Genomic DNA, 20,352 nt, shown 5'->3' with positions numbered 1-20,352 from the left:
CGGTCTTTTCTATTCTATGTGCGGAATAACTTAACTAGTTAATCAACAACTTCGATATCGGTTTGAGGCACACTGCAACACGCCAGTATCTGTCCCATGTTCCGTTCATGTTCTTGCAGCGCTGGTACATCCGGTTGATGAACTTGTCCTGACTCAAGGGTCACTTTACAAGCACCACAGAAACCTGCACGGCAGCTTGATGCAATAGGCACACCGGCCGACTCGGCTTGCTCTAGTAAGGTTGACTGGTTATTACCTTCGAAAAGATAGCCGTTAACACTCAGTTGTAATTGCTTCACGGCTTCTTCAGTAGCCTGAGCGACACCAAATGCTTCTTGATGATAATGCTGAGGGTTAAGCCCCATTTGAATCAGCAGTTTCTTGGCATTATCCATAAAGCCATCAGGGCCACACACGAACGCTTGGCGCTTGTGTAACTCATCAATTTTAGCGACATGAGACACGCTTAAACGACCAGACAAACCATCCCACTCTTTCGTTGGTTGGCTCAATGAATAGATCACACGTAAACCTTCATGCTCTTTGGCGATCTGGTCAATCTCTGCTTGATAAGGGATATCTTCTTCGCTGCTGCATTGATGATAGAAAACCACATCATTAATCTGACCATGGTCTGCTAAATAACGAAGCATCGACAGCATAGGCGTGATACCGCTACCCGCAGAAAGCAATAATAAAGGGTGCGTTGGGTTCTCTTCTAAGTAGAAAGCACCATCCGGGTTTTGCGCCACTAAGGTATCGCCAACTTGGAAATGGTCGTTCAACCAATTAGAGATCTGGCCATCATTGACGCGCTTCACTGAAATCGCTAAACGACCCGCGCGAGATGGGCTCGAAGATAACGTGTAACGGCGAGACACTTTTTCGCCATCAATCACCATTTCAATCGGTAGGTGCTGCCCCGGCTGATAGCTTGGTAATGAATGGTTCTCTTTCGCTGGCTCTAGCCAGAAAGTTGTAAAGTCTCGAGCGATCTCTTCACGCTCGACGCAAGTTAAGTGCAACGACTCTACCCATGTGTCTTCATAGTGCTCTTTCTCTTTGGTTTCGAGTACTTCCACCACGTCACCCGCTTTCACCAGGCCTTCATTTTTCGCTACAAGGTTCTGGCCAAAGAAAACACCACCGCGTTCATTAGCTCTGAATTTAGAAAAGGTATTGAGCGGCTCTTTTGTCGTTCTAAATTCGCCACTCTCAACATCGACTGTCGTTAAAATACAGCGCTCACAAGGCTTCACCGCTTCGAATTCAACCTCACCAATTCGGATACGCTTCCAACCGTCTTCGGCAAAGGCTTCTGTATTTGAAACAACAAAGTTAGTGCGGAACTGATCCATGGAATGCGTTTCAGGACTACGACGATTCAGCTCATCAAGAGAGGCTTGGCTGATGATTAACATTGGGTAGCCATCGGCAAAGCTCACGTTATGACCAAGTTTTTCACGAACACGATTCGATTTTTCGCCCGAAAACAGTAATTCAACACGCACGCCCAACACATCGCTGAACCAATCATCGGCTTCATCACATGTCGTGTATGCCGTGAAGCTGTCTTTCCACACCGTTGCTGGTGCTTCTTGCATCTTGAAGTTTGCATACTTGAGGCGCAGCGGCTCTTTGCCTTCGTAAGTAAAAATCAAACCATCTGGCTGCAAGCTTGAAGACACCTTGACCATTTTCGGATATTTACGCGCCGTAACCATTGAGCCGTCAGCCAATGCCAGCATGAAACGTCTGTCAAAAGTGAGACCTTGTTTTTCAACCCAAGCAGAAGAAAGCGCAATGCCGCCCACTGATTTAACCGGAAACACATTGATTTGAGATAAGGAAGGAGCTTGCTCTGAAGCCTTTCGATCTAGAGGTGACTGCGACATAACGATTCCAATGTTTTGTAGTTTGTCCCAATGCTAACAAATGGTTATAAATAGATAAACTGGCAGCTATTAAACACTTGATACTAAGTAGACATAGGTAAAATGTTAGAGTCACAATATGTTCTAGTAGATCTACAATCTTAGAAGCTAACGACGATGATGCCAGACAAACTAATATCGCCCCTTTGTTATCCAACAGCATCAATATTTTCTTGCTATAACAACCAACAAAATTCAACTTCAGCTCCAAGTCCCCTTACGGTTCAATAAACACAATGAACCCAAAACTACATTTAAGGAGATGAGCAATATGCTGTATGTTTTTTTGACAACTGATTCAGTGAGCCCGGCTTACCCAAGTAATACCCTTGGAAGTAAGCTATGCCCTGTGCCTTGGCAAAACGCAGGTCTTCATAACTTTCAATCCCTTCTGACAGCAATTCAATTTGATATTTTCGAGATAAAAACCTAAGACGCTCCCAAAAAGCCGAATGCTCACTCCTGTTTCTCATTAAAGACCTATCAATCTTTAACACGTTTGGTTTAACTACACTAAGTAGAGCTTCACCAACGTTATATCCGCTGCCATAATCGTCTAACGCAATCTTAATCCCAAGGCCTCGACATACTCCAAACTGTGAGACCATCCGTTTCTTATCTATACCTTCTGGATATTGTTCATTTTCTGTAATCTCAATCCAAAGGGTGATACCTAACTTATTGCATGCCTGCCAAATTGGGTAAATATCACGAATAAAAGTAAAGCTCAAAACATGTAATGGAGAGATATTAATCGTTAGAAACTCTATATCAGTCTTACGAGACAAAAGCTCTTTCGACACAGCGAGTAAGAATTTTTGTGTAAACCATGCAATCTTCTCAGAGTCTAATAGACAGCGGATTGACGATTCAACGTCATGCCCTCTTTCCCAACGTAATAAAACCTCAGCACCGACAGTTCCATTGCCATTAGTTATCGGTTGAAAGACAGGGTAAAACAATCCCTGGTCAACATCTTCAATAAGTGCTTCGGCTTGCAAATTTTCAGACAACATGCTCGTATTCATAAACAAACCTCTTTTTGTGATTGATCGATACTACAGAGCAATAGATGGCAATATTTAGCACGAACAAATCACATGTTGCTTTGAATGCCTATTTCCTGACACCAGAAGAGGACGAGAACACAAGCAGTTAAATGAATTTATGAGTCAGCTACCTTTAGGTATGTTACTAAAAAGACGCCATAATCCATCTTGACTAGCTATACTTCAATGAAGTCAAATTACACATAGAGATAATGGATGTTTGGTGACTATTTAAAGGAATTGAGACTCTCACTTGGCCTTACTCAGAATGAACTTGCTGTTAAGTTAAACCTTGCAGATGAAGAGTTTCGCTCTGTAGACGTAGTAACGCTAAGCCGCTGGGAAAGAGGAAGAACTAAGCCAACGCTTGCCAAGTGCCTTAGAATCTTGCGTTGCTTACAACTTGACTTGAGCGATTTTTATGAATTAATACCAAACCCAAACGAATCAAAATTATTAAATGAATTTTCTAGACTACGTTTTAATAACCAGCTGAGCAGGCTTTCATCGTCAAATTACGAAACGACGCAAAAGCCACAAGTATGTTTGATTACTGAGTTGCCACTTCTTCTGAAAGACGATGATAAAATACTATATAACCTTAAAGCTTTTTACGAAACGGCCAGCTATATTCCCAAAGGTCTATTCGACATCAATTTATACGACTATCAGCAAAACAAACGAGCTATTTTCAAAAGGTTTACGACAAAAAGTGGGCAACTTATAGGCCATTCACTTAGTTTTATCTTTGAAAGTGAATATTTTGACAAGGCAATCCATTCCAAAAACTTCAACATCAACCTAAAAAAGACTGTCAGTTATAAAAGTACGACTCCACTAGCCGTCTGTAACTATAACCGTTACTCTACTAGTTTCGAGGTGTTTAGGTGCATGTTAGTTTCTCAGTATATAAATCTAATCCGCTATTCAAATGTGCAACGTTATTACTTCTTTAATGCCCTACCTGAAAGTGGACAAATTTTAGAACAACTTGGATTCACGAAGGTAGCGTTTGATATTGAGTCAGATACCGGAGGTTTTAAATTGGGTAACCGAGCATTCGAACATTGTTTGTATGAAATTGATACTGCGACACTTCTTTCTCATCCTGAAATAATAACTCTTATAAAAACAACACAGTGGAATAATCAGAACTTAACACAAAGTAATTAAGCAAACCCAGAAAGTGCATACACTGTGATACCTACCAGATTAGAACCCCATACGTTCTATAATGTGAACACGGTTATCGCATTGAACTTTCATTGAATAAAAAGGATTTATCATGAACAAACTCGTCATTATCATTTTATGTGTACTGCTTCCGCCTGTTGGTGTGTTCTTCGCTCGTGGTGCAGGTAAAGATTTGGTGATTAATATCATTCTTACTTTCTTCTTCTGGGTTCCAGGAATGATCCATGGTCTGTGGGTAGCCACCCGCTAACCCTTATTAGCAAATAGATACCGAATAAAATATCCATAAAAACAAGCTCCTAACCCTGAAGAGTTAAAAATAGGATGAAATGAAAGTGCTTTTCCACTATCATCCTGTCGCCTAAACGTAAGCGATTGCTTTCACAGATTTCGCCGAGTTTAGGCTCCAACTACATAACACTTCAAATGGTGGGAGCCTTCAATGACACAACTTACGATTACTCGTCCTGACGACTGGCACGTTCATCTACGCGATGGCGAAGTATTAAAAGATACAGTGCGCGATATCAGCCGCTACAATGGTCGAGCGTTAATCATGCCAAACACCATCCCACCGGTAACCGATACCGAAATGGCTTTAGCTTACCGTGAGCGCATCATGGCAGAGCAGCCAAGCGAGCAATTCCAGCCTCTAATGGCACTTTACCTAACAGACAACACAACACCTGACGAAATTCGCAAAGCGAAAGAGTCTGGTGCAGTAGTGGCAGCAAAGCTTTACCCAGCAGGCGCGACGACTAACTCTGATTCAGGCGTAACGTCAGCGCAAAAGATTTACCACGTGTTAGAAGCAATGCAAGAAGTGGGTATGTTGCTGCTGGTTCATGGTGAAGTAACCACTCACGATGTTGATATCTTCGACCGTGAGAAGCAGTTCCTAGACACAGTGCTAGCGCCGATTGTGAACGACTTCCCTAACCTAAAGATTGTTCTTGAGCACATCACAACCGCTGACGCAGCAAACTTCGTTAAAAACGCGAACGACAATGTAGCGGCAACTATCACCGCTCACCACCTGCTTTACAACCGCAACCACATGTTGGTTGGCGGCATTAAGCCACACTTCTACTGCCTTCCTATCCTGAAGCGTAACACTCACCAATTAGCGCTTATCGAGGCTGCAACAAGCGGTAGCAAGAAGTTCTTCTTGGGTACAGACTCTGCACCACACGCAAAAGGTGCAAAAGAGTCAGCATGTGGTTGTGCAGGTTCTTACACAGCGCACGCTGCCGTTGAACTGTACGCAGAAGTGTTCGATTTAGAAGGTAAGATCGAGAACCTAGAAGCGTTTGCAAGCCACAACGGCCCTGATTTCTACGGTATTCCACGCAACACAGACACTATCACTCTTGTTAAAGAAGAGTGGAACGTTGCTGAAACCATGCCTTTCGGTTCAGACATCGTTGTGCCAATCCGTGGCGGCGAGACGATTGCTTGGTCTGTAAAGTAAACGCTTGGTCGGTAAAAATAAGCGCTTATATTGTAAAATAAGAGCGTGGTGTTAATTAAACACGATCCATTAGATTAAAAGGGGCACCATAATGATTATGGTGCCCCTTTTTCGTTTCGTAGAGAGATAATTTTATTAAGATCAATAATGAGAGATTACTTACCGCGAATTTTCCCAATCGCAGTCCAAACAGCAACAACGATCAATCCAGCTAAGACACCAATAACACCGTTCAATAGCGTTGGTACAACCGCTGTCGCTATCGTATGTCCACGAAAATCCATAATAATTGGCTCAATTAAGTGATGAATCGCAGGAACGTTGTGCACCACAATACCACCACCAACCAAGAACATCGCAGCCGTCCCAACCACCGCAAGCGTCTTCATTAACTTTGGCGCAAAGACAACAAGCCCATTGCCAAGCTTTGTTTTTACTGCACTACCGTTAGATGTGCGTTGAAGGTAGAAACCTAAGTCGTCCAACTTAACGATCCCTGCTACTAAACCATAAACACCAATCGTCATCACAACTGCAATTAAACTTACGACAAGAACCTGAGTAAGGATACTTGTACCTGTCACAGTACCCAGTGCTATCACTATGATTTCTGCAGATAAGATGAAGTCGGTACGAATCGCGCCTGCGACCTTTCTCTTCTCATATTCCTCTATGGATTCACCAGTACTTGTGTCCTCCCCCTTTTCATCGTCTTGATGAGCATGAGGAAAGAGCTTCTCTAAGATTTTCTCGGCACCTTCAAAACAAAGAAACAGACCACCAATCAAAAGCAAAGGCATGATCAGCCAAGGAATAAAGGCACTGATCAATAATGCCGCGGGCACCAAAATCAACTTGTTTTTAAATGAGCCTTTGGCAACCGCCCACACCACTGGGATCTCTCGTTCAGCAGAAACACCAGATACCTGCTGAGCGTTCAGCGCTAAATCATCCCCCAACACACCAGCGGTTTTTTTCGCTGCGACCTTGGACATCAGTGCGACATCATCCAGCACGGTTGCAATGTCATCCAGTAGCGTTAATAAACTTGCTCCAGCCATTTTATGGTCTCTTTTAAGGGATTAAACAATTGATAAAATGTAACACCATCAATCCACTCATCAAAGTTATGAGTCTGTAAAAAATAGAGTCACAAGTTGTGTTTTCTATTGCCGTCTCAGCTAGACAGGACTAGTCTGTCTTCATCTTTCGCGAACATAAAAGAAGAAGTATAGATGAAAAGTGAATACTCCTACCCAATTGGTGAGCCAGGACAAAAATGGCAAGAAGCAGAACGTCAAGCATGGTTCGCTCAAAGAACCGTTAAGCGTGAATACCAGCAAGAAGTCGTGCCAAAAATCCAAGCATTGGCAGACCGCTTTGACATCGAGCAATACGGCGCATTGAGCTACGATGAAGGTCGCTTCCCGCTTTTCGCAATCAAAAGCAAAAACTGGGACGCATCAAAACCAACTATCCTTGTAACCGGTGGGGTTCACGGTTACGAAACCAGTGGTGTGCATGGCGCTATCAAGTTCGCGGATACTCAAGCAGAACAATACTCAGCGCACTTCAACATTGTTGTTGCACCTTGTGTGAGCCCTTGGGGTTACGAAGTGATCAACCGTTGGAACCCAAATGCTGTCGATCCAAACCGCTCTTTCTACGACGGTACGCCAGCAGAAGAATCAGCAAACCTACGTGCGTTAGTCGCTTCTTTACCAGAAGTGTTGGTTCACGTTGATCTACACGAAACGACGGATTCTGACGAAACAGAATTCCGACCAGCACTCGCAGCACGTGATGGTATTGAGTACATTGAAGGTATGATCCCTGACGGCTTCTACACGGTTGGCGATACAGAAAATCCGCAGCCTGAATTCCAAGCGGCGGTAATTGCTTCAGTTGAAAAAGTAACGCACATTGCGCCAGCAGATGCAGACGGCAAGATCATTGGTTCTGAAGTTACTCAACATGGTGTAATTAACTACCCAATGAAGAAGCTTGGCTTATGTGGCGGTGTGACTGATTGTAAGTACGGCACAACCACTGAGGTTTACCCGGACAGCGACAAAGTGACAGACGAAGAGTGTAATGACGCTCAAGTTGCTGCGGTAGTCGGTGCTTTGGATTACGTAATTCAGCACGAATTAAACGCGTAAACTAATACCTAGCTCCCTAGAGCTAATCCCTAAAACTAAAAAAGAGCCACAAGTGACGATTCACTTATGGCTCCTTTTGTCCTTTCTGCTTGTCTCTAATTTCTTCTCAGGCATAAAAAAGCTCCCTTACACAATGCAAGAGAGCTTTGAAATCACGCTTAGCGAGGAGTCATTCACTAACTCCCTGCTTGGTTTCTTTAGTTAGCCGTTTCGCTAACGCTTGCTTGCTCTTTATCTACTTCAGTCAGTAGACCTTTCAACAAGCTGAAACAACCAATCAGAAGGATGATCGTAAACGGCAGTGCTGCAATGATCGTGATCGATTGCAGAGCTTGGATAGATTGAGTACCACCAATCCACAGCATTACCATTGCAATAGCGCCTGAGATAACCGCCCAAACCACTTTCTGTTTCACTGGTACTTCTAGTTTACCACCCGCTGTCATGCCATCAATAACAATCGAACCTGAATCCAGTGTCGTAACGAAGAACACAATGATCAGTGCAACAGCAATAACAGACAGAATGCTGCCGAACGAGTACGCATCTAACATATGGAACAAGCTTAGCGATACATCTGTGATGCCTTGGTCGAGACCGAGTTGACCCACGTGGCTGATCACCTGCTCGATAGCCACGCCACCGAAGATAGACATCCAAGCCGAGGTTACTAATGTCGGAATAATCAGTACGCAAAATAGGAACTCGCGAACCGTACGACCTTTAGAAATACGCGCTACAAACATACCAAAGAATGGTGCATACGCTACCCACCACGCCCAGTAGAATACAGTCCAGCCGTGCAACCATGTGGTGTCTTCACGACCTGAACTCTGGCTCAATGCTACGATATTTTTCACATACCCTGTTGCTGCAGTCGCGACAGAATCAAGCACAGTAGTGAAGTTAAGCACAGCAATAAGACCTAAGAACACAAATGCAATAACCATGTTTAGGTTACTTAGGAACTTAACACCACCGTCCATACCACGTAACACAGAGATGATCGCTAAGCCCATGATCAGAACGATGATAGATTGCTGAAGGAAGATGTTGTTATCCAAGCCAAACACGTGGCTGATACCACTTGCTGCTTGTGTACCACCCAAACCTAACGAAGTCGCCAAACCAAACAGAGTAACCAGTACTGTTAGCACATCGATCACATCACCCGTTTTGCCCCACACTCGCTCACCCAAGATTGGGTAAAACACTGAGCGCATAGATAGTGGTAGACCTTTGTTATAAACAAAATACGCTAGGCAAAGTGCTGTCATGCCGTAGATAGCCCAAGCATGGAAACCCCAGTGGAATACCGTTGCACCCAGCGCTAACTCACGACCCGCTTCTGTAAAAGGTTCTGCATTAAGCGGAGTACCAAACCAGTTGGTAAAGAACGCGGTTGGCTCAGCAACACCCCAGAAAATAAGTCCAATACCCATACCGGCTGCGAATAACATCGCTATCCAAGAGGCCATTGAATAGTCTGCTGTTGCGTCTTCGCCACCTAAACGAACTTTACCTAGAGGTGAGCATGCCAAAATAACAGCAAAAATTAACATGATGTTAGCTCCCCACATAAATAGGAAGTCAAACTTTGATAGAACTGCACCCTTGATGGAATCAATTGCCGCTTTGGCATCTGCTGGAGGCAGTGCAAGAAGGGTGATGATGAAGAGAAGAGATAAGCCGACTGAGGCTACGAAAACTGTGTTATGGACATCCATGCCCCATTTACTGACGTTGTCTTGACCCACTTGATAGTCAGTAGAATCAATACTGTACTTTTTTGATTTAAAACTCATAAATTATGATGTTCGCATATCCGATTCAACGAATATAAGGACGCTCTCCATATCCAACTACTACTTGATTGGCTCGCCGCACCGCCTAAATAAAAGGCAATAAAAATCACAATAGTTAGTGATAAATGGACTTACTGGCTCAATCCCAAGGCGCGCATTATAGCACAGCTCAAAGCATTTTGACTGAGATTTCGCTCAATAGTCGCCCAAACCACCGTTGATAATGATAGTTAACCTAATAAAAACAGAATAAAATAAAAGAACAAAATTATTTAAATACAATAACTTAAACCAAAAACACACACTGTAACGTCACATCCAAAGTTTCTGCATATAATTTTGATAATCGCCCAATTTACTTATAGCTCTAATAAAAAAACCCGCTATAGGGGCGGGCAAATTACCAAAGGTAAAAGAGAAATGGATGTTAGCGCTGCGTGCTGCAGCGCTCGACATTAGAGTGCGAAACAGAATCCAAGATTGTAGTCATCACCATTTTTCGCCGTGAACTCTTTATCTTCACTTGATGCATTTGGTCGGCCGCTTTCATCGCCCTTCACTAGGCTAACCCAGTGTCTGATTCCAGAAGAAATACTTGCGTCTGTTTGACCGAAGGTAGTGCATGTCTCTAGTTGGATATCTTCAATATCAACAAGCTCAAGGTTACCTGTGCCTTTCCGAGCGCCCATCGTCACTTCAACGTGCGTACCGCTTTCATCGCGAAACAGGATTGATGATGGTTTGGATTTATCACCTGTGTATGCCACAAAATGCTTAGCACGTTTCAGACCTGTGTGTTCACCATTTTTGAAGTAAACCTGAACATGTCGGTAGTCAATCTCATAGCTCACAACATCTTCATGAGAGCCCGACTCAAGAGGAAATAGAGTATCTAGCAACTGTTTCGCCATCTTCTGCTTTTCGAGTTGCTTGTCTGCTTTCACCATTTCGACGGCAAAGACAGCTTCAGCAATAAAAGTTGAATGGTTTCTGTGAAGTTCTGTTTTGTCTAGTGTCAGCATATTCATAGTCTATCCCTCGTACGGCTTTAAATTTCACTCGGGTCAAACATCCTAATTGACCCTTTTCAGATTTGTTCTTTACTGCTTGGTTTCCATGTTTTTCATACTACTGTTATTCTTGAAACAATTTCACAACAAAAATTACACACTGTGAATTTTACTAAATTGCTTTTTTACACACTCCTATTTTTAGGGGCAAAATGAGCATTAAGTCATTAATTTAAATAGACTTACACTCACCGCACTCTCATTTTTACGTCTTGTTTGATTTTGTGTAATATCCAACCCCTACCAGCTTGTTATCGATGACTCGATAGTAGGTATGCTTGGTTTCGACCTTACTCGATAATGGATTTAACCAGCGGTAGGTGTACACACCACGGCCATTTTCGCGTGCAAGATTCAACATATCGGTGAGTATCGGCTTATCATCTGGGCTCAGGATTTCGTTGTGTGATCGCCCAACTAACTCCGGTGACACGCCATGAGCTAGTAGCTTTCCAGAACTCATGTCCATCACAAACACATACAAATCTCCTTCCACAAAGCTGCCTTCAGCGTCATTGAACTCAACCAAGCTATCTTGTTCAGACTCCACTATCGCAGTCATCGCTCTCGCCAATAAATTCTTTGCCTCGGCCGCACTCGAACGTTCAGGGTAATAACCGACAGCGACAATCACATCGCCTACTCGCTCAAAGAACGTAGTTTTCGGTTCACCCATACGATCAGTCGGGTTCGTCCAGTGATATTTCACCTCGCCAAAACCGTTATGGACCGCTTTTGTGATCATTTCTCGGAAAAATGGATTGCCGTAAACATCTTGTGTGTCCAATACACTGTCGCCCACCAGCACCATGGAAGAGCCGCCACTGGCAAGAAATTGACCATCAATTCCGAGTGCAAACACGTATAACTCACCGTCTATGTACTCAGGGTCACTCATGAAATCTTTGACGCTTTCATCCCCCTCGGTTTGAACGTGGATTACCGCTTTCGCCAGCAGAGTCTTGGCTCTTCTCTCTGCCTCGCTCACCACGTGGGGCTCAGAAATATCAAGCACATTAACAGGCTTAGCTTGTTTCTCTGTTTCAGAATGTTCGGCACGTAAACTAATGCCACTCACGACAGCAAACACAGCACAGCCAATGAGAATGATTCTGGATAAATTCATGGTTATCTCTCCTAATAGCCCACTAAGGACGGAAGCCAAAGCGTAATTTGTGGGAAGAAAGCGATAACGAAAACGCCCACAACAGAAGCAAGAACAAAGGGATGGATCTTCGCGGTGATTTGCTCAACCGTGGAACCCCCTATTCCCGAGGCAACAAAGATGTTTTCGCCAAGTGGCGGCGTAGCAAAGCCTATCGATAAGGTACATACGACCACAATACCCACGTGGGTAGGATCCGCGCCTAACATGTACATGATTGGTAATAGAACCGGCACGATGATCATAATCGCGGCTAAGGTTTCCATGAACATACCGATGAACAACAGCAAAGTAATCGTAAGCGCCCACACCATGTACATGTTGTCAGTAAAACTGAGCAAAGATTCAGCCACCACCACTGGAATTTTTTGTTCAATCAACAAACGACCAAACACAGTAGCGGCAAAGAGGATCAACAACACACGCCCGGTAATCCACGTCGTGGTAGATAGCGATTTCATAACGCTTTTAAATGACAATTCGCGGTGAATAAAGACACCCACAAACAGCGAATAAAAAATTGCCACAACCGCTGATTCTGTTGGTGTGAACATACCGCTGTAGATACCACCTAGAATCAAGAATGGTGCCAGTATCGACCATAAACCTCGACGCAAGTAATGCCTTACATCACCAAATGACCACGTTTCAGTTAACCCTTTATAGCCTTCTCGCTTAGCAATGAAGTAGTTGGTTACCACCAGCGTCGATGCCATGATGAAACCCGGCACAACCCCAGCGACAAAAAGTTTTGGAATCGATAAAGAAGCAAACTGGCCGTGTTGAGCGATGGCTTCTGGCGGTGCCATTAAGCCCATCGCAGAAATACCAAAAATAACCAAAGGAATGGATGGCGGAATGATGATTCCCAAGCCACCAGATGCGGCCGTTACTGCCGATGCGTAGCTCTTATCGTAGTCACGCTTAACCATCGCGGGCACCATTAGCATTCCGACCGCGGCGGTTGTTGCAGGGCCCGAACCTGAGATAGCACCAAAGAAAAGACACGCCATTACCGTTGCCGCGCCAAGGCCGCCTGTTACGGGACCAGCTAAGCTTTCTGCGATATCCACCAGACGTTTGGAGATACCCGCCGCCTCCATCAATGCGCCCGCAAGAACAAAGGCTGGCAGTGCCATGAGCGGGAAGTTACCTACAGAGGTAAATGCGATTTGTACTAAAGCGATGGGATTTTTGTCGAGCAACATATAGGCCGCCATTGAAGCGCCGGCCAGTGATACTGTGATTGGTGCACCCAGAATTAACAGGGTTAAGAAGCCACCAAATAAAATTAGAGTTAAATAGGATTCCATTATTACATCTCTCTATTACGACTATTCTCTGTGATGACTATTGCGCTGACTTTTGTGCCGTCATTTTTCGCAGCTCTTTGACTTCTGGATCTTCGTTGGTTGCGCCTTTGCATAAACGCTCATAGTTGTTCCAGATAATTCGAATCATCATTAGGGAAAACGCGATAGGTAAAATCATGTAGAAGTACTTCATCGGGATACCTGTAGTCTGAGACTTCCAAAACAGGTTCATTTTGTTAAACACGAAGTCATAACTGAGATAGACAAAGTAACCGTTAAAGCAAAGCCATAAGAAATCAGCGATAGTTTCACTGACGGTTTGCACAATGGGCGGAAAGAATTTGAAGTGAAAGCTCACTCGGTTGTGTGCTGACATCTTGGCCGCCACAACTGCCCCTAGATAAGCGAACCAAACGAACATATAAGTAGCGACTTCATCTCCCCACGGGATAGAGTAGTCGAATAGCTGACGCGTCAGGATTTGTGTAAACAGCAATAGGACAAAGCTTGCAAGCAACAAACAACATGTATATTCCTCAATGTTGTTCAGGTGTTTTTTTATTGTTTTAGCGACTGACATATAACCTCCAATGTTGATTTTCACATGACAACCAGTCGCTCACGGTCCTAAAAGATCAGGTACAGAACAGCTCAACGAGTACAGCCATGTAAATGCCCTATCTCACTGTTCTATCGCTAGGTGATTAAGTCGCGGAGAACAGCAGATAGGGCGAATCTAATCGTTACTTTCTACCTAGTAACTCAAGAACGTCGTCTAGCTTGTCTTTGCCTCCGATGCTTGAGTAGAACTTAGGCCAAACTGATTTAGTCACCTTGCTGATCCACTCTTGCTCGTTGTCTGCTGGGTCTGTGAATACCATGCCTTTCGCTTGTAGCTCTTCGCGAATTTGATTTTCCGTGTTTTCTAAATAAGCGAAGCTGTGCTCTGTCGCTTCCTGACCAGCTTCAAGAATGATCTTCTGCATTTCAGGTGTCTGTTGTTGGAAGACCGTTTCACTCACGATGAGAGGTTCTAAAGAGAAAATGTAGCGAATGTTGGTCACGTACTTTTGTACTTCGTTAAACTTCATCGCATGCACTGTGATGTAAGGGTTATCTTGACCATCTACCACGCCCTGTTGCAGGCCAGTAAAGGTTTCAGACCAAGCCATTGGCGTTGGGTTTACGCCCCATGCTTGGTAAGAAGCAATCATGATTTCGTTACGAGGAACACGAATCACGAGCCCTTTAAGATCTTCTGGGGAAGCGACAGGCTTTTTCGAGTTAGTCAAAACCCTAAAGCCAGAATAAGCCCAACCGACAATACGAACACCAGCATCACGAATCGTGTTATCGACTAAGTCTTGGCCTACTTGACCTTGAGTCAGTAGCACAGCTTCTTCTGCGCTTTGAATCACGTAAGGCATGGTCAATAGACCAACGGTTGGAGAGAAAGGCGTCACGTTGTTGATCGCCAGTACAGAGAAGTCGAGAAGACCGATTGCCGCATCATTTACGGTGTCTTGCTCATTACCTAATTGGCCGTTCGGGAACAGATCGATTTTCACTTTACCGTCTGTTTTTTGCTCCATGAGTTCATAGAACGATGTCGCTAATTCCCACTGCGTACCACCAGCAGCATCGCCGATGGCCATTTTAAAATTCGCTGCTGCCGCGGTATGAGATAGCACCGCTGTTGCTACAATGGTGACACCAGCAATAATTTTATTTTTAATAAATTTCATAGTCTTAACCTTTCCTTTCATACAGACTTCCTGCCTGTACTTTGCTCACAAGGTGACCTGGTACAACTTTCCTGGTCGTAGTTCTATTTCCCTATTTTGGAAACAATGTTCGGGTAGTTACAGCCTTTCATCCTTTAACGAATACCACTGATAAAGGAACCGCTGCCCCATTCTTCGAAACGGCGCAAACATCTCTGATTCCACCACTTCCCTCACGTTGGGGAACGGAAGTTTTGATTCAAATATTGGTAGTTCGAGCGTGTGACCTTCGCCTGCAATCCACTGAGCAAGACGCTTACCCGCTTGAGCGGAATACATCACGCCATTACCGCCATAGCCAAGGGCGTAGAAGATGGATTGTTTTGGATTCGGTTGATAGATCCTCGGCATCATGTCGTGGCTGACGTCCACCCAACCCCACCATGAATAATCGATTTTGATCTGATCGAGAGACGGGAATTTCCGAGTCAGGTCCGCTCTCAACATGTCTTCATATTTCTTTTCAGGTGCGTTCTTGCCACTGATAGCACTGCGTGTACCTATCTGTACCCGGTTATCCGGTAACAAACGGTAGTAGTGGCGCAGAATTCGAGTATCAGTAATCACCTGATTAGTTTTGAAGTTACACGCGACGATTTCGTCTTGAGTTAGCGGACGTGTGACCATTGAGTTAGACAGTACTGGCAACAGGCGATTCTTAAGTTCTGAATGCAAGCCTTGGCTGGTATACCCACCCGTACAAACACCGACAGAACGCGCCTTCACAACACCACCTGGCGTCTTCAGGTAATGCACACCGCCACGAGTCTCCCAGCCCATAACGGGACTCGATGGGTGAACTTTAACACCGAGTGCTCGCGCCTTTCTTAAGTAACCAAACGCCAGCTTCCCAGCATGAATGCCAATCCCTTCTGGCTCATGCATCGCACCTGCCGCTTCTTGATCACCAACGTAATCACGCTTTACGGTTTCTGCATCTAAGATCTGCGCATCGTAGTCAAACGTGTCGCGCAACAATTTGGCTTCTTTCTCGAGTGTTGCCATCACTTTTGGACGGTGAGCAACATATAAATGACCGCCAGGTTGTGGGTCACAATCGATGTCTTTGATCAGTGACTTGAAGGTTTCCATGCCATCGACACATTCGCGGTGCATCTTTAGCGCCGTTTCGAGGCCCCAGCGTTCAATCCATTGTGAACGCTTCAAACGCCCTGAGGCACACTGCGCTTGACCACCGTTTCGAGTGCTGCATCCCCAGCTTGAACGGTTCGCTTCAATCACTGTCGCTTTAATGCCATACATCTCAGCAAGGTGTATCGCAGTGCTTAGGCCGGTAAAGCCTGAACCGATAATCGCCACATCGACATCCATGTCCGATGTGATTGGGCCATCGTCTTCAGGTGGGGAACCTGCAGTATCTACCCAATACGTTGGGGCGTATTCTTTACCATGACCTGGCGTTTTATCCTTCAATGGATCGTACTTTGGATCGTATCTATCTTTTGCTTGTGTACTTTCTTTTGCTTGGGTGTTTTTCACCTTTGGCTGCACATCGGCAGCCGGTTGTTCCATTACTAAACTCATAATTCGACTCTCCTAGTCATAACACGTGAACGGGTTGCGATTTCGTGTCTAGCTTTTGGGAGTCAAAAGAGGTCGTGTTTTACGGAAGGCATTTTTTACGCTGATTTTTCCACCTTTCAGAGTAAACACATCGACCATGCGAGCTTCGATAATGCTGCCATCTGGGTTCGTAGCAGAAAACGTTGATTCACTCACAGCGCGATCACCGCACACAAAGTGGACAGGGTCACTCCAAGCAGCGTCTGGAAAATTCTGCCAAACCAATTCAAAGCTATTTCGAACCGCTTCGTACCCTTCGATAGTGTTTCCAACTAAGCCTTCACCAGCCACAGTATGGAACACACAATCTTCAGTCATGAACGACATTAACGCTTCGATATCATGGTTATTCCAAGCATCACTGAATGACTGTAAAAAGGCGGTGTCGACTTGGTTTTCCAGCACGAACGTCTTTGCATTGGTTTGCATATTCATATTCCAGAATCCTTTATGTTTACGTTATTGGTTTAAATTTCAGTAGCTTTGCGCCACTTTTTTATTAGAGTTTTTAAACTAGAAACCTGATTAATTTAACAACTTGATAACAAGTCGCACAACTCTAACTTCGAGTAGTGTTATATACAATCTCTAAGCTCACAGATTTCGTATTTTTATAAATTTAATTAGTGTTCTAAGTTTATTTAAACAAGACTTCACTCTATTTAAATAATTAAAATCAGACTTGAGCGAAGCCTTAATTCTCAATAAAGATATTAGTCGTTAGTCGAAGTCAAAATCTTGATGGTACTTTCGACCATATTGTTCCAAAGTTCTATTATGAGTATTAACTTGTAATTCGATATTACTTCCATCTTTACCCATAACCTTATTTCCATCGACGTGTGATTCACTTTTCAAATCAACCAGTGTCTCTTCGTTATACTCTGTAGGTTCATTTAACACATTCATGGATATTAACTCCTTTATCAGATTTACTTTGGCTGACGGAAGAACATGAACGGATACTAGACCGTTTGAATATCCTTGCTCGTCGTACAAAGGTTGAATGGCATCATTGCAACCTTCCTTAAACGGATGAATGGAATACCATTTGTCCTTACGTTGTTCTTGCTTATCACAATCAACAACATGAAATATCTGAGTTTTCTCAACACCACATGGTGTGAAGAAATCACTAACTCTTTCAAAATCAATTGCTTTAGTAATATTAATGCAGCCTTTACTCTGGCTATGACACAAAGCCCACAGCGCACTAACCAGGTTATCGCTCCATTCAAGTAAACGAGTGGGAAATCCCTGCTTCTTTGCTAAGCACATCAGCAACCAATCATTTATGTCGTGAGAGTGCAATGAATGCCCACCATAGATACGAACCGTTAAAAGCAAATCTTGTTCGACTCGGCGTAAGTTCTTACGATTAGAACGACCCAAGCTAGGCATTAAGTTATTGTTTTCGTAATCACAAACGTTATAAATCAACCCACAAGGCTCATTGCACTCGCTAATAAAAGAATCGATTATTTGATAAAGTTCTTTGAGTGAGCTTATATAACGTTTATTGTTCATGTTTATTTTCTACCACTCACCCATATAAATAATCATTCTTAGCTAAAAAATAAAGGTTAATGACTCTTCGAATACTCATACTAAAGTCGAATAAATCCAGTGACTCATCAATAATTACTATCTTAACATTCGGTTAATAATAATTATTGATAAAACCTCAGTTTAGATAAAATATTGTGTGGAGTAATCGCTATTTGGTTAGTGCTCTAATATTAAGAGCAATGAACGTGAAAAATATCACTTAATGCAAAAGAGTTTTCTTTCACGTTCAATTTAATATCAAAAACCACCACTTAATTTGCTTGCCCGGCCCCGACCTCGATGGCATTCTCCTTAACACTTTCGATAATACGGTGCCGGACAAACTTCCTATTGGTTATACGTAATCTTTGTATTTATCTAGGAAACGAACCGGTTTAGACAATGCGTCTCGACGGAACGGGTCACCCAGTTCTTGAGTACACATGATCTCTATGATGGTTGTTTTACCTTCATTCATTTGCATGTCGATGGCTTTTTGTAGAGTTGGGCCAACATCTTCTAGCTTATCAACCGTGATACCTTCAGCGCCCATTGCTCGAGCGATCTCTGCAAAGCTTTGGTTATCCAGTTCACCTGCCACAAAGCGTCGGTTGTAAAAGTCGACTTGGTTCTTCTTCTCTGCGCCCCATTGACGGTTGTGGAATACCACCGCAGTCACAGGAATGTTATGACGAACACACGTCATGGTCTCCATCAGGCTCATGCCCCAGGCACCGTCGCCAGCATAAGAGATAGCAGGGCGATGAGGTGCAGCCGCTTTCGCACCAATAATGGTCGGGAACGCGTAGCCACAGTTACCGAAACTCATTGCCGCAAAGAAACTACGCGGTTTTTCAAAACGTAGGTAGCTGTTTGCAACCGAGTTGATGTTACCGATATCCGTTGAGACCATTACATCTTCTGGCATCGCCTTTTCGAGTTCACGAAGTACTTGGCGTGGGTGAAGGTATTCACCACCAGAGAAAGGAGTCTCATGCGAGTTTTCTTCAATCATGTCCAAGCTGAACGAGTCACGTTCGTGCGTCCACTCATCAAGCTCTTTTTCCCACAGCGCTTTTTCTGTTGCGACTGTGTCTTGGCGAGCGCCTTTGTTGTCATCACATAAGAGAGCACGACCTTCCAATCTCTCGGTTAGTGCCACTGCAGCCGCTTTCGCATCACCACAAATACCGACAGAGATTTTCTTAACCAAGCCAAGCATCTTGTTGTCTGCATCAATCTGAATGATTTTCGCGTTCTTCGGCCAGTAATCCATACCGTGTTGAGGCAATGTGCCAAATGGACCAAGACGTGTACCGAGAGCAATAACCACATCCGCTTGAGCCATCAACTTCATTGCTGCTTTCGAACCTTGATAGCCTAGAGGGCCACACCATAATGGGTGACTAGCAGGGAACGAGTCATTGTGTAGGTAGCTGTTTACTACGGGGGCGCCTAGTCGTTCTGCCAGTGCCGCACACTCTTGAACGGCATCAGCCATTACCACGCCGCCACCAGAAATGATGACTGGGAATTTCGCTTCAGCAATCAAGTCTGCCGCTTCGTTCAGAGATTTTTCACCACCTGGGCCACGGTCTAAGCGTGCTGGTTGAGGGATCTCGGTTTGAGTCTCACCGTAAAAGTAGTCACGTGGAATATTAAGTTGAGTAGGTCCCATCTCGCTCATTGCACGCTCAAAGCATCGACCCGTGTATTCCGCCATACGGTCAGGGTGCGTCACATGCCCTTGATACTTAGTAAACTCTTGGAACATTGGAAGTTGGTTACACTCCTGGAAACCACCTAAGCCCATTGTTTTAGTGCCGGTCTCTGGCGTCACAATAACAACAGGGCTGTGTGCCCAATACGCTGCTGCAATTGCTGTTACACAGTTACTGATACCCGGGCCATTCTGGCCGATAACGACACCGTGGCGACCGGAGACTCGAGAGTAACCATCTGCCATGTGAGCAGCACCTTGCTCGTGTACCACTGGGACCAATCGAATGCCAGCCGGAGCAAAGATATCCATTGCATCCATAAATGCCGAACCCATGATGCCGAACATATCGGTGACATCATTGGCGACCATAGTTTCAACGAACGCTTCTGATGGTGTCATTGTTACTGTGCCGGAAACAACCGTACGTTTTTCTTGCTCACTCATTCTTCCATTCTCCTTGAGTTAACCTAAATTTCATTTTTCGGAATGAATTGTCTCTTTTTCGAATTCAAATTCACCTTAGTAGTAGATTTTTTGCGCGTCAACTTTT

At 44.2% G+C, this 20,352-nt stretch carries 17 protein-coding genes; 4 read left to right on the top strand and 13 right to left on the bottom strand.

Translation table 11 applies throughout. The features are described 5' to 3' along the window. Positions 1-38: 38 nt before the first annotated feature. Positions 39-1,895, bottom strand: coding sequence for a hybrid-cluster NAD(P)-dependent oxidoreductase (locus tag F0251_RS05560; RefSeq protein WP_171730537.1), 1,857 nt, complete (start codon positions 1,893-1,895; stop codon positions 39-41). Positions 1,896-2,188: 293 nt separating this feature from the next. Then, the gene (locus F0251_RS05555) at positions 2,189-2,962 is read right to left on the bottom strand and encodes an EAL domain-containing protein (protein ID WP_061032201.1); all 774 of its coding nucleotides are present in this window, start codon (positions 2,960-2,962) and stop codon (positions 2,189-2,191) included. Positions 2,963-3,199: 237 nt separating this feature from the next. Between F0251_RS05555 and F0251_RS05550 the strand changes: the two genes are divergently transcribed. From F0251_RS05550 to pyrC, 3 genes are all read left to right on the top strand, one after another. Continuing rightward, on the top strand, positions 3,200-4,156 hold the full coding sequence (locus tag F0251_RS05550) for a helix-turn-helix domain-containing protein (protein ID WP_061016446.1): 957 nt from the start codon (positions 3,200-3,202) through the stop codon (positions 4,154-4,156). A 112-nt stretch (positions 4,157-4,268) separates the two neighbouring features. Beyond that, on the top strand, positions 4,269-4,427 hold the full coding sequence (locus F0251_RS05545) for a YqaE/Pmp3 family membrane protein (protein WP_017059962.1): 159 nt from the start codon (positions 4,269-4,271) through the stop codon (positions 4,425-4,427). Between the two features lie 192 nt (positions 4,428-4,619). Then, entirely contained in the window at positions 4,620-5,648 is a 1,029-nt protein-coding gene (pyrC, locus tag F0251_RS05540) for a dihydroorotase (RefSeq protein ID WP_086712817.1), read from the top strand. Positions 5,649-5,803: 155 nt separating this feature from the next. On the opposite strand, the gene F0251_RS05535 is transcribed toward pyrC, so the two are convergent. Beyond that, positions 5,804-6,709, bottom strand: coding sequence for a DUF808 domain-containing protein (locus F0251_RS05535; RefSeq protein ID WP_061016442.1), 906 nt, complete (start codon positions 6,707-6,709; stop codon positions 5,804-5,806). A gap of 174 nt (positions 6,710-6,883) precedes the next feature. On the opposite strand from F0251_RS05535, the gene F0251_RS05530 reads away from it, so the two are divergent. Next, positions 6,884-7,810, top strand: a complete 927-nt coding sequence (locus F0251_RS05530) for a M14 family metallocarboxypeptidase (RefSeq protein ID WP_171730536.1) — start codon at positions 6,884-6,886, stop codon at positions 7,808-7,810. A 197-nt stretch (positions 7,811-8,007) separates the two neighbouring features. On the opposite strand, the gene F0251_RS05525 is transcribed toward F0251_RS05530, so the two are convergent. The 10 genes from F0251_RS05525 to xsc all read right to left on the bottom strand — a co-directional run bounded on the left by F0251_RS05525 (position 8,008) and on the right by xsc (position 20,246). Continuing rightward, entirely contained in the window at positions 8,008-9,615 is a 1,608-nt protein-coding gene (locus F0251_RS05525; RefSeq protein WP_105058422.1) for a BCCT family transporter, read from the bottom strand. A 455-nt stretch (positions 9,616-10,070) separates the two neighbouring features. After that, positions 10,071-10,643 carry a malate synthase gene (locus F0251_RS05520; RefSeq protein WP_061032195.1) on the bottom strand — a complete coding sequence of 191 codons (573 nt, stop codon included), beginning with the start codon at positions 10,641-10,643 and terminating at the stop codon, positions 10,071-10,073. Between the two features lie 247 nt (positions 10,644-10,890). After that, on the bottom strand, positions 10,891-11,811 hold the full coding sequence (locus F0251_RS05515; protein WP_105058423.1) for a cache domain-containing protein: 921 nt from the start codon (positions 11,809-11,811) through the stop codon (positions 10,891-10,893). An 11-nt stretch (positions 11,812-11,822) separates the two neighbouring features. Beyond that, positions 11,823-13,163 (bottom strand): TRAP transporter large permease, encoded by a 1,341-nt coding sequence (locus tag F0251_RS05510; RefSeq protein ID WP_017064290.1) that lies wholly within the window; start codon positions 13,161-13,163, stop codon positions 11,823-11,825. A gap of 37 nt (positions 13,164-13,200) precedes the next feature. Next, the gene (locus F0251_RS05505) at positions 13,201-13,743 is read right to left on the bottom strand and encodes a TRAP transporter small permease (RefSeq protein ID WP_171730535.1); all 543 of its coding nucleotides are present in this window, start codon (positions 13,741-13,743) and stop codon (positions 13,201-13,203) included. 163 nt (positions 13,744-13,906) lie between these two features. After that, positions 13,907-14,908 (bottom strand): TRAP transporter substrate-binding protein, encoded by a 1,002-nt coding sequence (locus F0251_RS05500; protein ID WP_171730534.1) that lies wholly within the window; start codon positions 14,906-14,908, stop codon positions 13,907-13,909. A gap of 117 nt (positions 14,909-15,025) precedes the next feature. Next, entirely contained in the window at positions 15,026-16,492 is a 1,467-nt protein-coding gene (locus F0251_RS05495; protein WP_105058424.1) for an FAD-binding oxidoreductase, read from the bottom strand. Positions 16,493-16,540: 48 nt separating this feature from the next. Next, the gene (locus F0251_RS05490; RefSeq protein WP_171730533.1) at positions 16,541-16,966 is read right to left on the bottom strand and encodes a nuclear transport factor 2 family protein; all 426 of its coding nucleotides are present in this window, start codon (positions 16,964-16,966) and stop codon (positions 16,541-16,543) included. A gap of 285 nt (positions 16,967-17,251) precedes the next feature. Further along, entirely contained in the window at positions 17,252-18,058 is an 807-nt protein-coding gene (locus F0251_RS05485) for an FRG domain-containing protein (protein WP_171730532.1), read from the bottom strand. Between the two features lie 376 nt (positions 18,059-18,434). After that, a complete protein-coding gene (xsc, locus tag F0251_RS05480; RefSeq protein ID WP_171730531.1) occupies positions 18,435-20,246 on the bottom strand; it encodes a sulfoacetaldehyde acetyltransferase in 1,812 nt (603 codons plus the stop codon). Positions 20,247-20,352: the final 106 nt, after the last annotated feature.

This window comes from Vibrio sp. 070316B (genome assembly GCF_013114115.1).
Classification (GTDB): domain Bacteria; phylum Pseudomonadota; class Gammaproteobacteria; order Enterobacterales; family Vibrionaceae; genus Vibrio; species Vibrio chagasii_B.
This window is presented reverse-complemented; position numbering and strand designations above follow the sequence as displayed.

Excerpts from the sequence above, each read along its gene's own strand:
- F0251_RS05560 (WP_171730537.1), bottom strand. The coding sequence starts at position 1,895 with ATGTCGCAGTCACCTCTAGATCGAAAGGCTTCAGAGCAAGCTCCTTCC.
- F0251_RS05555 (WP_061032201.1), bottom strand. The coding sequence starts at position 2,962 with ATGAATACGAGCATGTTGTCTGAAAATTTGCAAGCCGAAGCACTTATT.
- F0251_RS05550 (WP_061016446.1), top strand. The coding sequence starts at position 3,200 with ATGTTTGGTGACTATTTAAAGGAATTGAGACTCTCACTTGGCCTTACT.
- F0251_RS05545 (WP_017059962.1), top strand. The coding sequence starts at position 4,269 with ATGAACAAACTCGTCATTATCATTTTATGTGTACTGCTTCCGCCTGTT.
- pyrC (WP_086712817.1), top strand. The coding sequence starts at position 4,620 with ATGACACAACTTACGATTACTCGTCCTGACGACTGGCACGTTCATCTA.
- F0251_RS05535 (WP_061016442.1), bottom strand. The coding sequence starts at position 6,709 with ATGGCTGGAGCAAGTTTATTAACGCTACTGGATGACATTGCAACCGTG.
- F0251_RS05530 (WP_171730536.1), top strand. The coding sequence starts at position 6,884 with ATGAAAAGTGAATACTCCTACCCAATTGGTGAGCCAGGACAAAAATGG.
- F0251_RS05525 (WP_105058422.1), bottom strand. The coding sequence starts at position 9,615 with ATGAGTTTTAAATCAAAAAAGTACAGTATTGATTCTACTGACTATCAA.
- F0251_RS05520 (WP_061032195.1), bottom strand. The coding sequence starts at position 10,643 with ATGAATATGCTGACACTAGACAAAACAGAACTTCACAGAAACCATTCA.
- F0251_RS05515 (WP_105058423.1), bottom strand. The coding sequence starts at position 11,811 with ATGAATTTATCCAGAATCATTCTCATTGGCTGTGCTGTGTTTGCTGTC.
- F0251_RS05510 (WP_017064290.1), bottom strand. The coding sequence starts at position 13,163 with ATGGAATCCTATTTAACTCTAATTTTATTTGGTGGCTTCTTAACCCTG.
- F0251_RS05505 (WP_171730535.1), bottom strand. The coding sequence starts at position 13,743 with ATGTCAGTCGCTAAAACAATAAAAAAACACCTGAACAACATTGAGGAA.
- F0251_RS05500 (WP_171730534.1), bottom strand. The coding sequence starts at position 14,908 with ATGAAATTTATTAAAAATAAAATTATTGCTGGTGTCACCATTGTAGCA.
- F0251_RS05495 (WP_105058424.1), bottom strand. The coding sequence starts at position 16,492 with ATGAGTTTAGTAATGGAACAACCGGCTGCCGATGTGCAGCCAAAGGTG.
- F0251_RS05490 (WP_171730533.1), bottom strand. The coding sequence starts at position 16,966 with ATGAATATGCAAACCAATGCAAAGACGTTCGTGCTGGAAAACCAAGTC.
- F0251_RS05485 (WP_171730532.1), bottom strand. The coding sequence starts at position 18,058 with ATGAACAATAAACGTTATATAAGCTCACTCAAAGAACTTTATCAAATA.
- xsc (WP_171730531.1), bottom strand. The coding sequence starts at position 20,246 with ATGAGTGAGCAAGAAAAACGTACGGTTGTTTCCGGCACAGTAACAATG.